At 49.2% G+C, this 15848-nt stretch carries 15 protein-coding genes; 8 read left to right on the top strand and 7 right to left on the bottom strand.

The window, feature by feature from the left end; all coding sequences use genetic code 11:
* The first annotated feature begins 52 nt into the window (after positions 1 to 52).
* The 5 genes from D9T21_RS20705 (at position 53) to D9T21_RS20685 (ending at position 4738) form a co-directional block, all read left to right on the top strand.
* Complete coding sequence (locus D9T21_RS20705) at positions 53 to 889, top strand: AAA family ATPase (protein WP_123327081.1); 837 nt, start codon at positions 53 to 55, stop codon at positions 887 to 889.
* Positions 889 to 2067 (top strand): vWA domain-containing protein, encoded by a 1179-nt coding sequence (locus D9T21_RS20700; protein WP_123327080.1) that lies wholly within the window; start codon positions 889 to 891, stop codon positions 2065 to 2067. The genes D9T21_RS20705 and D9T21_RS20700 overlap by 1 nt, the downstream gene beginning before the upstream one ends.
* A 68-nt stretch (positions 2068 to 2135) precedes the next feature.
* A complete protein-coding gene (locus D9T21_RS20695; protein WP_241155777.1) occupies positions 2136 to 3359 on the top strand; it encodes an RDD family protein in 1224 nt (407 codons plus the stop codon).
* The gene (locus D9T21_RS20690) at positions 3356 to 3937 is read left to right on the top strand and encodes a nucleotidyltransferase family protein (protein WP_123327079.1); all 582 of its coding nucleotides are present in this window, start codon (positions 3356 to 3358) and stop codon (positions 3935 to 3937) included. The genes D9T21_RS20695 and D9T21_RS20690 overlap by 4 nt, the downstream gene beginning before the upstream one ends.
* A 30-nt stretch (positions 3938 to 3967) precedes the next feature.
* Entirely contained in the window at positions 3968 to 4738 is a 771-nt protein-coding gene (locus D9T21_RS20685; protein WP_123327078.1) for a rhomboid family intramembrane serine protease, read from the top strand.
* Here the strand turns inward: D9T21_RS20685 and D9T21_RS20680 are convergent.
* From D9T21_RS20680 to D9T21_RS20655, 6 genes are all read right to left on the bottom strand, one after another.
* Positions 4735 to 5361 carry a MarC family protein gene (locus D9T21_RS20680; protein ID WP_123327077.1) on the bottom strand — a complete coding sequence of 209 codons (627 nt, stop codon included), beginning with the start codon at positions 5359 to 5361 and terminating at the stop codon, positions 4735 to 4737. The two genes, D9T21_RS20685 and D9T21_RS20680, sit on opposite strands and share 4 nt — an antisense overlap.
* Before the next feature lie 3 nt (positions 5362 to 5364).
* Complete coding sequence (locus D9T21_RS20675; protein ID WP_123327076.1) at positions 5365 to 5967, bottom strand: methyltransferase family protein; 603 nt, start codon at positions 5965 to 5967, stop codon at positions 5365 to 5367.
* Positions 5968 to 6055: 88 nt separating this feature from the next.
* Positions 6056 to 7426 carry an MATE family efflux transporter gene (locus D9T21_RS20670; protein WP_123327075.1) on the bottom strand — a complete coding sequence of 457 codons (1371 nt, stop codon included), beginning with the start codon at positions 7424 to 7426 and terminating at the stop codon, positions 6056 to 6058.
* Positions 7426 to 8664 carry a molybdopterin molybdotransferase MoeA gene (moeA, locus tag D9T21_RS20665; RefSeq protein WP_123327074.1) on the bottom strand — a complete coding sequence of 413 codons (1239 nt, stop codon included), beginning with the start codon at positions 8662 to 8664 and terminating at the stop codon, positions 7426 to 7428. The genes D9T21_RS20670 and moeA overlap by 1 nt, the downstream gene beginning before the upstream one ends.
* Before the next feature lie 79 nt (positions 8665 to 8743).
* Positions 8744 to 11596: a response regulator gene (locus D9T21_RS20660; protein WP_123327073.1), complete on the bottom strand. Its 2853-nt coding sequence runs from the start codon at positions 11594 to 11596 to the stop codon at positions 8744 to 8746.
* Positions 11597 to 11847: 251 nt separating this feature from the next.
* A complete protein-coding gene (locus D9T21_RS20655; protein WP_123327072.1) occupies positions 11848 to 12147 on the bottom strand; it encodes a hypothetical protein in 300 nt (99 codons plus the stop codon).
* A gap of 174 nt (positions 12148 to 12321) precedes the next feature.
* Between D9T21_RS20655 and D9T21_RS20650 the strand changes: the two genes are divergently transcribed.
* The 3 genes from D9T21_RS20650 to D9T21_RS20640 all read left to right on the top strand — a co-directional run bounded on the left by D9T21_RS20650 (position 12322) and on the right by D9T21_RS20640 (position 14177).
* Complete coding sequence (locus D9T21_RS20650) at positions 12322 to 12861, top strand: hypothetical protein (RefSeq protein WP_123327071.1); 540 nt, start codon at positions 12322 to 12324, stop codon at positions 12859 to 12861.
* A complete protein-coding gene (locus D9T21_RS20645; protein ID WP_164464786.1) occupies positions 12858 to 13565 on the top strand; it encodes a GGDEF domain-containing protein in 708 nt (235 codons plus the stop codon). The genes D9T21_RS20650 and D9T21_RS20645 overlap by 4 nt, the downstream gene beginning before the upstream one ends.
* Positions 13566 to 13781: 216 nt before the next feature.
* Positions 13782 to 14177 carry a hypothetical protein gene (locus tag D9T21_RS20640; RefSeq protein WP_123327069.1) on the top strand — a complete coding sequence of 132 codons (396 nt, stop codon included), beginning with the start codon at positions 13782 to 13784 and terminating at the stop codon, positions 14175 to 14177.
* A gap of 407 nt (positions 14178 to 14584) precedes the next feature.
* Here D9T21_RS20640 and D9T21_RS20635 read toward each other — a convergent pair whose 3' ends face one another.
* Complete coding sequence (locus D9T21_RS20635) at positions 14585 to 15739, bottom strand: IS110 family RNA-guided transposase (protein WP_123324721.1); 1155 nt, start codon at positions 15737 to 15739, stop codon at positions 14585 to 14587.
* Positions 15740 to 15848: the final 109 nt, after the last annotated feature.

Raw genomic sequence — 15848 nt, 5'->3', positions numbered from 1 at the left:
TTTTTGCTATATGATATGGTTATTTTAATGGTTAAACTAAATAAGGATCCTAATGGCATTTCAAGGCACCGACAGTTATATCGCCAGCAATGACCTGCAACTGGCAGTAAATGCGGCGATTACCCTCGAACGACCCCTGTTAATCAAAGGCGAGCCGGGAACGGGCAAAACCTTGCTGGCCGAGGAACTGGCGGCCAGCTTAGGCACAGATTTAATTCAATGGCACATCAAATCTACCACCAAAGCACAGCAGGGCCTGTACGAATATGATGCAGTGTCGCGTCTGCGTGACTCGCAGTTAGGCGATGATCGGGTGCACGACATCGGCAATTACATTGTAAAAGGTAAATTATGGGAGGCCTTTGAGGCCGAAAAACGCCCGGTGTTGCTGATTGACGAAATAGACAAGGCCGATATTGAGTTTCCCAACGATCTGCTACTTGAACTGGATAAGATGGAATTCTACGTCTACGAAACCCAGCAGCGCATTAAAGCGGATATCCGACCCATTGTGGTGATTACCTCCAATAATGAAAAAGAATTGCCTGACGCGTTCCTGCGGCGTTGTTTCTTCCATTACATTAAGTTTCCAACGCCAGATGAAATGCGCCAGATTGTGGAAGTGCATTTTCCAAAGATTAAATCACGCCTGTTAGAGGAAGCATTAACGTCATTTTTTAAACTGCGGGATATTCCTGGCCTTAAGAAAAAGCCCTCTACCTCAGAGTTGATTGACTGGCTGAAATTGCTGGTGGCCGAAGATATTCCACCGGAAGCGCTGCAGGACAAAGAGGGGAAAACCAGTATTCCGCCGCTGTATGGCGCGTTACTTAAAAACGAGCAGGATATTCACCTGTTCGAAAAACTGGTCTTTATGGCACGTCGCTAATGCTGGTTGATTTTTTCTTTACGCTCAGACGCTACGGGGTAAAAACCAGCCTGCGCGAGCTGTTGGATTTAATCCGGGCACTGGAGCAACAGGTTATCTTTGCTGATGTGGCGGCCTTTTATCATCTGGCGCGTATTACGCTGGTTAAAGATGAATCTCAATTCGACAAGTACGACCGCGCATTTGCCAGTTATTTTGAAGGTGTGGAAGCCATCGACTTGTTTGGCGATACCATCGACGAGGAGTGGCTGCGCAAGGAATTTGAAAAACGCTTATCGGCCGAAGAGCGCGAAAAGTTACGCCAGGAAGGCGGCCTCGATGAGCTGATGAAAAAGCTTCGTGAGCGACTCGATGAACAGGAAAAACGCCACGCTGGCGGTAATAAATGGGTTGGCACCGGCGGTACGAGCCCGTTTGGTGCCTATGGCGACAACCCCGAAGGCGTGCGCATCGGGCAAGACGGAAATCGCCGCTTTTCAGCTGTAAAGGTCTGGGATAAAAGGGAATTTAAGAATCTCGATGGCAATGCGGAACTGGGTACGCGTAACCTTAAAATGGCGCTTCGCAAGTTACGCCAGTTCGCCCGTGGTGCAGCCAGCGAAGAATTAGACATTTCCTCCACCATTTCCAATACGGCTAAGCAGGGAGGCCTGCTTGATATCCATATGCGCCCGGAACGGCACAACGCCGTTAAGGTGTTAATGTTCTTTGATATAGGCGGTTCCATGGACAGCTATATCAAAGGCGTTGAGGAGCTTTTCTCGGCCGTTCACGCCGAGTTTAAATACCTCGATTACTACTATTTTCATAACTGTGTGTATGAATCGGTGTGGAAAGATAACGCCCGGCGCGAAAATGAGCGTATGGATGTGTGGGATGTCATTCACAAATACGGTTCGGACTGTAAGGTGATATTTGTTGGTGATGCCACCATGGGGCCTTACGAAATTGCTTACCCTGGCGGCAGCGTTGAACACTGGAATGAGGAGCCGGGAGCGACCTGGTTAAACCGGATTACCAGTCATTTTAGTCACTGCATCTGGCTCAACCCGCAGCCGCAGCAATACTGGAAGTATTATCAGTCGGTGGCGCTGATCAAAGAATTAATGGCAGACAAGATGTTTCCGTTAACCTTGCAAGGCTTATCTGACGGCATTTCGGCATTACAAAAAAAGTAACAATTTGAATTTTGCTCAAAGCGGCAATAAGAGTATAAATAGAAGAACAATAACAGGGAAATCGTGACATGACAGTCGAAGCTCCAGAGCAATTACCTGACAACAGCAAACAGCAAAGCGAAGCGCCGGAGGCGTTAAGCGCTAAGGAAACCCGAGAAATTGTTACGCCGTATGCCTTTGGTGTGGCAGATGAACTGCTCGGCCAGCCGCTGGCATCGCCCATGCGACGTTTGATTGCCCAGTGCATAGATGCCAGCCTTGTGGTGTTGTTAAGTACAGCCCACGCGCTGGTACTGGCGTTCTTTGTTGCGATTACGTTTTTCCGGGCTGGTAAACACCTTGCAGAAGGCGAGAAAAAACGCGGTTTTGCACGCAAGATGCTGCGCCTGAGTGCGGCCTGCTTATTGTTTTTTGTGACCTATGTGATTGTTGAGTCTTATAACTCAGCACCACCCATCAAGGAGATCCCCCGCGACTCGGCACTGGTATCTACCGGCCTTAGAGTGGCACAAAAATATGCATGGCAAAGCTGTGAAGGGGAGTTTAGCTGTTACAGCGAAGTGGCTGCAGGCTTTGGTGAGGCTTACGGCACCACCGGGGATACAGAGCAAGAGGCTACCGCCGTGTTTGATGGGTTTATCGCCGATAAGGTTCTGACTGAAGCGCAACAAAACCAATTACGCGAGCTTTTTGTGGCCGAGTTTACTCAGAGCAAGGCTTCCAATGCAGGCAGTGAAACGGTAAACGACGAAGTGCAGGCAGCCATCAGGGCAGGGCTGAGCGCAGGATCAATGGGAGTAATAGACCCCGACCAGACTGAAACTTCGCCTAAACCTGAGAAGGTGGCTGAGCCAGTAGACGAACCGGTGTTAAAACTTGGTCTGGGAAAAGATAACGACACCGAGAAAACCAACAGCCTGATCAGTTGGGTAGATGGCATAATTAAAGATCTTGGTCTCGGTTTTGGCTGGGCAGCGCTGTATTACAGTGTGCTCACTGCGTGGTGGCGCGGCCATACCATTGGCAAGCGCATTATGCGCATCAAAGTTGTAAAGCTTGATGGCAGCCCGCTCAATTTATTTGAAAGTTTTGGCCGCTATGGTGGATATACCGCCGGCATTGCCACCGGTTTGCTGGGTTTTTTACAGATATTCTGGGATCCTAACCGCCAAACCATTCAGGATAAAATTGCTGAAACCCTGGTGTTGTATCGTCCGCCGGGTGCTGTACCAATCCCACAGTTAATCAGCGAACAACACGCGCCGGAGCCAGCCAGTCCGGAGCAAGCATGACCCTGCGACTGGCACTGTTAGCTGCGGGCTGTGCCCGCCGTTATGGCGGCAACAAGTTACTCGCAGTGCACCCGGCCAGTCAGCAACCACTGCTTCACCATGTCATCAGCGAATATCAAAAAGCAGGCATCACCGACATCACAGTGCTTACCGGCTATTGGCACAACGCTATCAGTGAAAATCTGCCTACCGGCGTTACCCACCAGTATGTAGACGACTGGCAGGAAGGAATGGCTGCGAGTGTGCGAGCGGCAGCAGCGCTTGATTTAACAGGTTACGGTGGACTAATGATTGGGCTTGGCGATCAGGCCGGGATCACTGCAACATTAATCAGCTCACTGATAACAGACTATGCCAGCAACCCGGTTATCACCGCTACAAACTGTCAGGGGATCATTGGCCCGCCAGTTATATTTCCACCCCAATCACTGACGGTGCTAAACCAGCTACAAGGCGATAGCGGTGCAGGTAAGTACCTCAGAAAGCTGGCATTAGTGTCTCCAGGCAGTATTCAGACCCAAAGGGTTAACTCGCTGACTGACATCGATTATCCGGCTGATTGGCATAAGCTCGATTGATTTATCTGAACCCAGCCCTATATCTGGGTAATGAATCAAGCCAAATCAAACTATGCATTAAGCTCTGCCATCCTGCCGGTGGTGATAGCCGTTGCGCTGCTCTGGGTAATCCAGTCGGCAGGCGTGCTGTTTGATCTGCCGTTAAATGTACTGGGCGTGATCCCCCATGACTGGAGCCGGTTGTACGGGGTAGTCACTTCAGCGCTGGTGCATGGCTCTTATGAGCATCTGTTTAATAACACCCTGCCACTTATCGTACTGGGCGCTATGCTGCGTTACGGCTACCCGAACTCCCGTTTAAAAGTACTGATATTTGCCTGGTTGGGTTCTGGCATCGGCGTGTGGCTATTTGGCAGAGAGTCAGTGCATTTAGGCGCCAGTGGAGTTAGTCACGGCTTATTTTTCTTTTTATTTACCGTGAGTTTGCTGCGCAAAGACAAGCGCTCGGTTGCGCTGATGATGATCGCCTTTTTCATGTACGGCGGCATGATCATGTCAATCTTCCCGCGCGATCCCGGCATATCTTACGAAGCCCATTTCTTTGGCGCGTTAGGTGGCGTAATGGCAGCTCTGATTTTCTGGCGCCAGGATCCTAAGCTGGCCGAAAAACACTATCAATGGCAGGACGAAGAGCCGGAACGGGACGATCCGCTGATTGGTGATTTATGGCGTCAGGCTCGTTATCCAGAAGGGCCAGCGGAGCCGGCCAGGCAAGACGCTGAACCCGAGCAAAAAGGCCGGGCAGGGCACGAAGCGGCGCATCACCACCTCGACCGCCACGGCCATCAACGCTATCACTAACTAACAGCGGCCACACTCAGACCAAAGTAATCACTGATCCCGGCCAGAATATTGGTGGTAGCCAATGAGGCCAGAATAAATCCCATCACACGGCTGATGATACTGGCACCGGCACTGCCAATAAGCCGGATAATAATCGACGATGCCAGCATAAGTACCAGCGTAATCAACAATATAATCATCATCATGGCGGCAGTCTGAGCCTGTTCCCACAGCGTATAAACGTTATTTTTGGTGAGCAGCACCGCCGCTAACATGGCGCCAGGACTGGCAATCGAAGGCACGGCAATAGGAAAAACTGCCGTTTCCCGAATGGTGGCCGCCATTTTAATTTCCTGTTCGGGTTTGCTTTCGCCAAAAATCATGGTCAGCGCAAAAAGGAACAGCACAATGCCGCCGGCTACCTGAAACGCCGCTAACGGTATATGCATGGCGGTTAAAATGATTTCGCCAGCAACAATAAAAAACAGCAGGATAACACTGGAGGCCACAAACGCCATGAGTGCGATAAGGCGGCGCTGCACCGGCGTATGCTGTTTGGTAGCAGCAATAAACACCGGCAGGGTACCGATTGGGTCGATAACCGCAAAAAAGTAAATCAGAACCGGAATAAAGTCGATCACAGGTTACAGCCAGCGCGGTACCAGCTGTTGGTAAGCCAGATAACGGTCCTGGTAGCGGGCATTTAAAAAATCTTCCTCTAGATGGGTTTGCTTGCGCAGCGCTGCCAGTCCAACCAGCAGACAAACCAAGCTAAACAGGCTCGGTAAAGCCATAAAAAAGCCAACCTGAGCAATGGCAACGCCGATATAGCCAGGATTACGGCTGATGCTATACAAACCGTGCTCAATCAGGGCGTGGTCGTGATGGTTAACAATGCCACTGCGCCATTGCTTACCCAGTGAGAAATTGGCGCTCACGGCAAGTGCAAAACCAACCAGCAAAAAGCCAGCCCCAGACCATTGCAACGGCACTATAAGCAGCCATTCGAAAGGCACCAGATATTCAAATGCCACTGGCTGGAAGGCAACCACAACGGATACCAGCCAGATGGTGGCGCGAAAGACTCTGAATGCCAGGTGGTTCCACCAATGGCAGCTGTAAGTAGGCCCCATGGTAACAACGGGCTGGTGAGAGCGCTTTTTATATAGGATGAGTGCGGTGTAAAACACAGCAACAAACGTAAAAAAGCCTGCCAGAAAATACCGCAGCAGGAAAAGATCTTCCATACACCACTCCCATGTGAATCTGCATTTATGATTACGTATTAATATCAGGCGTGCAATTCCGGTTAGCCCAATGACACCCCGTTTCAACTCAAGCCGGGGCGGATTCGAGCCTTTTCTGCACAATGTACAGGCGGTAGCCGAGCATAATAGCGGCGCTGGTTAATCCGGCAATAATACCTATCCAGAAGCCATCGGCTGCCATGGGTTCGCTGCTGAGCCAGTCTGTGCGACCTAAAATGACGCCAATGGGAAGCCCAATCAGCCAGTAGGCACAAAAGGTAATATAGAACATGGCGGTGGTGTCTTTGTAGCCCCGCAAAGCATTGGCAGAAATAACCTGAATGGCATCAGAAAACTGAAACAAGGCTGCGTATATTAACAGTTGTGATGAGATGGCAAATACCGCCTCGTTACTGGTGTAAAGGCTGATGATCAGGCCTTTGGCCAATAGCGTAAAGGTAGCGGTTAAACAGGCCACGCTCAGACCAATGACAATAGCACTTTTTACTGCCACACGAGCCTGGCGAATTCGGTGCTGACCCAGCCGGTAACTTACCCGAATGGAAATAGCCATGCCCATACTGAGCGGAAACATAAACATTAACGCCGAAAAGTTTAAGGCAATTTGATGGGCGGCCACAATGTTGGCGCCAAACGGGGCCAGCAACAGCGCTATCACTGCAAATAAGGTGACCTCAAACAATACCGTCATGGCGATCGGCAGACCAAGCCGAAACGTTTGTGAAATGGTGCGCCAGTGCGGTTTATGCCAGTACACAAATAACTGATAACGGCGTAACCGGGGCGCCAGTGTGATGTAAATTAAGGTAGCGATGGCCATAGCCACAAACACGAGCGCTGTGGCGACACCACAACCGGCACCGCCCATGGCTTCGATGCCAAAACCACCGTAAACAAACAGGAAATTTCCGGCGATATTTACCGCCAGACCAATAACCGTAATGATCATACTGGGTTTAGTATGGCCCAGCGCTTCACAGTAATTACGTGACCATTGGTACAGCGCAAAGGCCGGAAATGCCAGAAACACGTAGTACACATACTCGGCCGTGATCCCGGCAAGGTTGGCTTCCATGGGAAACAAACTCACAATACTACTGGCGTAAAACGCGCCAAAGAACGGCACAATACTCACCAGTAACAGCAAATAGCCAGCTTGCTGAGTGGCATTAGCCACATCATCGGTGCTTTTAGCGCCGTGTAAGCGGGCAATGAGCGGCGGGATCGCCAGTGCAATACCCTGGATAAAACTCATGATCGGGATAGAAATACTAAACCCCAGCGCTACTGCGGCCATGTCTACGGCGCTGTAGCGCCCGGCGATAATTGTATCGCTAACGCCCATCAGCATTTGCGTGATCTGCGCAATCAGTAACGGCCAGGCCAGTTTAATAAGGCGGCGGCTTTCCAGCGCCGTGCGTGGCGATATTACCATCATCAGCCCAGTTTACCGGCAATGGAAAAAGGCTGGATCTCTACCCAGTCACCGGTATTCAGCCCATCAGCTTCGGCCGGGATAAGCATGTAGCAGTTTGCCTTGCTAAAGCTGGTCATAACCCCGGAACTTTGTTTGGCCAGTGGCGTAACGATAAGCGTGCCATCTGCATTCTGGCTGAACACCGCGCGCTGGAAATCCAGCCGTCCGGCGCGACGTTTAATATCGCGGGTAATTTGTGCTTTGAGGGTGAGGCGATGGCCGTTACCCAAACCGGTTTCGCCCTGCAAATGGCGGATCACCGGTACCACTAATTGTTCGGTAGTAACGCAGGCTGACACCGGGTTACCCGGCAGGCCGCAGAATACCGCGTTGCCTAAGCGGCCAAAAGCAAAGGGTTTACCCGGTTTAATGGCGACTTTCCAAAAGCCAATCTCGCCGAGTTCATCGAGCACGGGTTTAACAAAGTCAGCATCGCCCACTGAGACACCGCCACTAGAAATGATCACGTCACAGGTTTGCTGAGCCTCCTGCAAAACCTGCTTCAGGGTTTCCGGCTCATCTGCCACAATCCCAAAATTGTTAATATGTACCTGCCAGTTTTGCAATAATGCAGCTACACCGGTGCGGTTTGACTCGTAAATCTGGCCGGTGGCAAGTGGGTTACCGGCTTCGACTAATTCATCGCCGGTGGCAAGCAGGCCAATAGTAAGCTGACGATAAACGTCTACTGAAGCGAGGCCCAGTGAGCTTAATAACATGGTGTCGGTGGCCGTTAAGCGATGCCCGGCATCAAACAGCTGGTCGCCGCGGGCGATATCACTGCCGGTCTCACGAATATTGGCAAGTGGCGCAGTATCGGTTTGCAGCGTAATGGTATCGTCTTCCCGGCTGACATTTTCCTGAATGATCACCGCATCACAGTCGGTCGGAATAGGGGCGCCCGTCATAATACGAACACACTGGCCGGGTAACACGGTTGGCGACTGACTGTCACCAGCAAAAACAGCGCCGACGACCTCGAGCGTATTACCTGCCTTGCCATCGCTGCTTTTAAGCGCATAACCATCCATCGCCGAGTTATTGCAGGGCGGCACGTTAATCGAAGCCACTACCGGAATGGCCAGTACCCGGCCAACGGCCGCTTTTACATCTGCTTTTTCGCTAACGCTTACCGGTTGCGTCTGACTGAGCATGGTAGCGATTGCATCGGATAATGATAACCAGGGAGAATTAGACATAAGGCACTGACTCAACAAAATTTGCTGCGGAGTATAGCACTATCACGCGCGAATTTTACATGCCTGCTACCGCGCGCTTTTACTCATTGGCAGAGTGGTTATACCATTTGCTTATCATGGCCAGGATCTCGGCTTCTTTAAAGGGTTTGCTTAAGTGGTCGTTCATGCCTGAAGCAAGCGCTTTTTGTTTATCTTCAAACATGGCGGCGGCAGTGAGGGCGATAATTGGCACCGCAATGCCCAGCTGGCGGATTTCTCGGGTGGCTGTGTAGCCATCCATCACCGGCATCTGCACATCCATTAATACAATATCAAAGGTTTTCTCGCGTACCTCATCGACGGCTTCCTGACCGTTATTAGCAAGAGTGATATTCATGCCCAGGCCAGTGAGCTGTTCTTTTATGACTTCCTGATTAATGAGGTTGTCCTCCACCACCAGAATGTTAGCAGGCCCCGGCAGTTCTACTTCCGGGGTACTACTGGTGAGGTTCTGGTAATGAGCCCGTTGTTCGGTAGTTGCCACGGTAACCGGCACAGTAAAGGTAAACTCAGAGCCTTTGCCTAACTCGCTGCTGACATTTAACTCACCTCCCATGGCGGTGGTGAGGCGATGGCTGATGGTCATTCCCAGCCCGGAGCCGCCATAAACCCGGCTGGTGGACGAGTCGGCCTGAGTAAAGGCCTCAAATAATACCGCCTGTAATTCCGGACTCATCCCAATCCCTGAGTCCTGAACATGCCAGCAAAGCAGGTTATTACCATTACTGTCTTCCTGTTGCTCGACCATCAGGGTAACACTTCCCTCGTGGGTAAACTTAATGGCATTACTCAACAGGTTGGCCAGTACCTGTTTAATACGCAAAGAATCGCCCACAAAGTACGCCTGGGAGATTTTGCCAAAGCGGCAGGAGAAACTAAGCCCTTTGCTTTCCGCCTGACCACGGAATAAATCATCGAGTTGACCGATAATTTCTCGCAGCGAGAAAGTCACCGACTCGAGATTCATCTTATTGGCTTCAATTTTAGAAAAATCGAGAATATCGTTGATGATACTCAGCAGCAGTTCGCCGGCCTGGTGGATTTTGTTAAACCGGTCTTTCGCCTGATCCGGCGTGTGATCTTTAAGGCCAAGCCGGCTAAGGCCCAGAATGGCGTTCATGGGCGTTCTGATCTCATGACTCATGTTGGCCAGAAATTCACTCTTGGCGCGGTTTGATTTCTCGGCCTGTTGCATGGCTTCGTTTTGTCTTTGTTCTGAGAGGACCAGGCGCTGGTTAGTGAGCGAGAGCTCTTTGGTACGTTTATCTACTTCAAATTCTATTTCATCGGTGTAGCCGGCCACGATGATCATAAACCAGCCAAGCAGACCGGCAAACAAAGTGGCACTGGCGAGTAACAAATGTACTCCCCAGGGTTGATAGATAAAGATACTTTCGTTGGCGATATACAGTACCCAGCTTCTGGCTCCCAGCGATATTTCGTAACGATTAAGCTGGGGAAATTCGTCGCTAAGCTGTTGCTCATCAACACTGGCGGAAGATAACCGCTGTTGCTGCGCAGGGGTCAGGTTTTTACTGTACAGGATGCCGGACTCGATACCGGCCATGGGATCCATCAACAAGATAGCATTGTTATTTGCTGCCTTGCTAAAAGCCAGTGACGCCAAATCCTGCACGCGAATAACGCCGGTGGCATAACCGTTTTGAAAGCTATTTTGATGCTCGGATTTAACTGGCAGAAACAGTAATACTCCAGCTTGCTGGCTGTCGTTTTGTACCAACATGATAGGCGTAGTGGGGTAGATCTGTTCGGTTTGCCAGGCCACCTTTAACGCTTCCTGGCGGGACGCCTGCGAGTACACATCGTAACCAAGGGCTTTTATGTTGTTTGCAAAAGGCTCAATAAAACTTACCACAACATGCAAAGGGCGCTGCGTGAAGGGGATAAGCTCACCGTTAGCATTACGCTCAGTGATGGCAAATTCGTGGCTGGGGTTCTCTGCCGCATAGCTACGTTGAAGCCGGGCCTGAAGCTGGTGAACGTTATCGCCACTCACTCGGATATTCCAGGATAACCCCTGTAAAACCGGGTTTTCATCAAGAATTCTGGCGGTAAAGCGGCGAAATTGCGTAGGCGTTAGATTGGGTTCGGCCTTTACCAGTCCTGCAACCGAGTAAAGGATGTTAGTGGCATTGCTGACACTGGCTTCCAGATTATTGGCCAGGGTGCTGGCATCGTTATTAAACTCGGCGTTTTGCTTGTTGCGCTCTTCGTTGATGGCCAGTGTACATAATACGGCAGCAGACAGTGTAAACCCGGCCAGTGAGGCAATAGTAAAGCGACTGCGGGGAAAAGGCGTAACCGCGAGGCGTGGAAACAAGGATAATAGCCAGGGTAGAGTGAAAATAACTCCGATGGCATCGCCCGTCCACCAACTTAACCAGGTAGACAGCAGGTTCTCCTCGCTGATGATACCTTGTTGCAGCAGTAACATTACGCTTAAGGTACAGCCTACCAGCGTGCTCAGCACAGCAGTAATAAACAGGAATCGGAAAATCACCGCGGGCTTACGGTAGGTCATGGGTAAGCCAACAAAACGCCGCACCAGTAGATACCCAACGTGGGCTTGTAACGTTGCGTAAAGCGCCATGAGAATTGGGATCAGCCAATCATTGATTTCGGTCCCGCCACTTATGCGAATGTAGACACTGATACTAAAAGCACCGATGAAAACACCCGGTAATGCGCGCTGGCCAAAAGCTAAGACAGCGGCGAGAGCGAGGCCAGCGGCAGGCCAGATAATAGTGGCAAAGCCTGGCGGCACCGCCATTAACTGACCGATATAACCCAGCACAAAATAGGCAACAGCGGTAATTAAAATAACTTCAACAGTAAGCCAGCGTTGCCGGATTGATTTAGTGGATGTCTGCATAGGCCTCGTTGGCTAATTGGGCTGATTAGCAAAGATAACAGGAAAGTGCATGGTTTAGAGTCTAACAGATAAGTGCCGGTTCGCTATGCGCGAGGTGATTTATTTCGAGGAAACCAACAATTTGCGGGACTCAGTACTGGAAAACAAGGCTAACTTGGTAACCGGACCACCGACGTCAGAACCAATAGCACCACAGATAATCATTAGTCATTCGGTTTGATAAATATTAACCAGCCGTTGGAGTGAGTTAACTAGCTGCCAAGGTTGAAGAAAACACCTACTGCCAGTTCAACCCACAGATAAAGAAACGTGAGCAACACGAGGCTGGTTGCAATAAATTGTGCCGGGCGTGTTACGTATCGATAAGTAACCAATAAGGCACTGCCGGTGATAAATAGCAGACTGCCCATTACCATGAAGTCTGATACCGACCAGTTAACCTGTGCGGTAAACAGGCCTGCAATAAAAGGGATGAGCAATAACCCAAGCGTAGCCGCGGCGACATGTTTGAATGATAGCTGAGTTGAGGTGCTTAAAGTAAACGTGCTCATGATGATCTCCCGAATTACCAGTCATTAATTTATAGCAAAATGTTGCCAATGCCTACAGGTTTAAACTTTCAGGCAGGGTGGGGTGTGTTTAATTACATGGATGCTTCATTGACATTTTGACGAAAAATAGTACTTTAGTTTTAGTAAAAGTAACTTGAAGCCAGGAAGGCGGGTTTGTTAAACAAACTAAAGTTGTTGTCTTTATTTTCTTATCCACACCTCTACCGGTTAATACTCTGGCTTTGGGCAGGTTTTTCGGTTTTTATCATTATTGCTTTCGTGCGCTTTCTCGCTCTGGCAGACGAAAACAATGTGACCTCTATCAACTATGATCAACTGATACAAATACTCACTACGCTGGACGTGATTAGTATGTTAGCGCTGCCGGACTTCTGGCAAATCAGCCTATCAGCTGAAGCTGGGAACACCGCAATGTTTCTGGGCGGTTACAGTGCCGTATCACTGCTCATTTTTAGTGCTGGCCTTTACACCTACCATAAAAATATCGAAGCGCTGAGCCGCCGACAGGTTTTTATGTTGTTAATTTGTGCAGGCTGGGCTCATTTATTGTTAGCCAAGTGCATATTGATGTTCAGCATTCCGGTTAAACTTACCGGTCCTGTTACAGCGGTAGGGGCACTTTCAGTGCTGTATTTTTCTCTGTTAGCGTTAATTTTTGACACTTACTTTAGTTTATGCAGGAAAACATTATGAGCCGGTGGGTAGTAGTTTTAAGCGCTGGCCTGATGTCATTTAGCACTAACGCAGACTCTGTATGGCGACCCATCGCCACCCACGCTACCATGCTGGCCATGGTGCTGTTTATTAATCTGGTTTTTCTGGGTGGTTTGTACGTGCTGTCGATCATCAAAGGTAAGCGTCACCGCGCCATACTCGAAACCCAGGTTCAGGAAGCTCAGATAGACTTTTTAACCCAGGTACTTAACCGGCGGGGTTTTGAGCGTCGAATTGCCGATAAACGGCAATTACAGGGTTATATCCTGATAGTGGATATCGACGACTTTAAGCGCATAAACGATAAGTATGGTCATCACGCCGGCGATTTGATCCTGCAAAATGTGGCAGCCCGACTAAAGGAAGCACTACGGGAAGAAGACATGATTGCTCGCTTTGGCGGCGAAGAATTTGTGATTTACGCAGCATTACAAAATAAGCAATCGGCAGAAGAGCTGTCCCGCCGCCTGGTAACCAGTATCAGCGCCGACAAATATCAGTTACCGGGTGTAGACGAACCACTAAGCGTTACCATAAGCGTAGGCGTAGCAAGCGTACTTGATTCACTGAACGTATCGGATGTGACATCCCGAAAAGGCGTGTTAAGCAGCGCATTTAAAATTGCCGACAGCAATCTGTATAAAGCGAAGCGGTTAGGGAAAAACCAATCAGTGATGAACTGATAGCAGCTTGAAGTTGCGAATTACTCCAAGTTTTAATAATCAACCAAAGTGATGTATTTCAGCTGTAGTAGAAAGAAAAACTAATCAACGTGATTATGTAGTTAGTTGATTTTACAAGAGCCAGGTGTATTTTAGAAAGAAAAATAAACACTCCAAATGGTGTAATTAAATACACCATTTTTGAATCTATTAAATTGTTAGCTGCCAGGAGGTCACTTGAGAGTATTTCTATTTTTAAGCTCAATCTTTTTTAGCAGTTTCTCTTTTGCTTGCACTTGCGCAACTCCAAGCCTTGCTGAATCGTTCGAAAAAGCTGACTATGTTTACATTGGGCAAATACAGTCATCTGAGCTTACCGGCGAAACTGAAGTTACTAATTTTTTATCAATTGAAGAAGAGTTTAAAGGTCATCGGGACACTGACATACTTATGTCCGAAGTTTCCTATAGCTCTTGTGCTTCACCATCTGGCGTTGGCTACAAATATCTGATTTTCGGAAATTTTGGAGAACAACCCAAATTGCAATCGTGTAGCCAAACACAGGTACTCAGTAGTTTTAAAGAAGAATTAATAAGAGAATTGAAGAAGTTGGCAGCTAACAAACCACTGTAGGCGCCCGCGAGCGGGCTGGGACAAATACACGTAGGCTCAGTCGCTTCGCTCCAGTTTTAGCCTACGTGTATTTGCCCCTAAGTGGGGCGTTGGTATGACTCCTTTTGTCAACCCTGAACGAGTGCTCCCCTGACACTCTTTCAGTCCATAATCAGTTGTATTTCTCACTCAAAATAAATGAGCTAACGCACCGGATGAGGCAGTAATGTCGTCGGTTGTTATGCTGGTATTCGTAGGTTACTTATTCATTGAATAAGCAGAGCTGACCTTACTCAATCCGCCGTGGCACCTTCTCATCAGTCTATGCTCGTGGGTCAATCACGGTAAAGCAATTGCCATCATAACGCCCTCGTAGGTTGTGCCACATTCCGCGGCCTGATCTGAATGCGTTAGCTCAAACTCGTTTATCATGCGGGTACTCGGCTTAACCGTAGTTTTGGATTAACCGGTGTGAGTACCACTTCTTTCGCGATGGCCCAGATGTAAGCGGCCATTTCTCTGGCAATCGCGGTGATGATTAAATTGTAGTGCTTACCTTTCTTGCTCATGCGCTGGTAGCGTTTGCACAAACGAAGTTGCGCTTTCCAGGCGATATCGACAATGTCTTTGGGTAAACCTTCCTGTCTTAATTGTAATTCGGTAGAGACATTTGCCGGATATCGATAGCTGTGCGCACCTTCAATCAGTAAACGCCGGGCTCTGCCGTTACCGGATTTGGTAATAGGCCCCATGTTGCGTTTACCACCCGTAGAATGTTCGCTGGGTACTAAGCCCAGGTACGCCATGAGTTTTCTGGGGTGGTCGAACCGGTGTAAATCGCCTAATTCTGCTACAACACCCACAGCCACCAATAACCTGACACCCCGCATAGCTTGAATAGCTTTTATAACGGGATAATATCGCCATTGGTGAACATGATGAGTTAATTCGTTATCCAGTCTCTCCAGTCGCCGGATGCGTTCGTCAATGGTTTGCAACTGTTCCTGCAAAACAATTTGCTGCGCCGGATGAGGCAATATAAGTTCAGTGAGCCAGCGCAGGTGCTTCTTCGACCAGTTGGCGGTGCCTTCGTAACGAATATTGTTGCGAAGCAGTAAGGCTTTGAGCTGGTACTTGGCTTCTTTTAAATCCTTCATTGCTGCTTCACGTGCACGGGATAAATCACGTATGGCTTCATCTTCCGGCTCAGGCACATAGATAGGCGTGAGGTCTTCAGACTTTAATAACTTCACCAGTTTCAGTGCATCACGGCGGTCAGTTTTAATATGCTCACCGGGCTTTTTAGGAATAAGTGAAGGGGCGACCACGTAACCACAGTGCCCCAGACTGGTAATAAGCCGGTAAATCCAATAACCGCAAGGGCCAGCTTCATAAACCACGTGCAGTGTGGCGCCAGGGTATTTCGATTCAAACTGACGTAGCAGCTTCTTAACGCTGACTTTGGAAGAGGGGATGCGGCCATAGTGAACCGGACTCGCCCCGCGCTGCTCTTCACAATACGCCACTTCATGAAATTCTTTGTGCGTATCCAATCCGATAAAAATCATGCTATGTTTGTTCATGCTAGCCTCCAAATTGATTTAGTATTGAACAAACTAATTATGGCTCTGGCTGAAAAGTTAACCCACGAAAATGCGGAGGCTAGCATTTCACAGGGAGTCATTGTGTCTA

This window comes from Marisediminitalea oceani, assembly GCF_003731635.1.
In the GTDB taxonomy this organism is placed as follows: Bacteria; Pseudomonadota; Gammaproteobacteria; order Enterobacterales; family Alteromonadaceae; genus Alteromonas; species Alteromonas oceani.
Note: the sequence above shows the minus strand (reverse complement) of the source record. Positions and strands in the feature narration are given on the sequence as shown.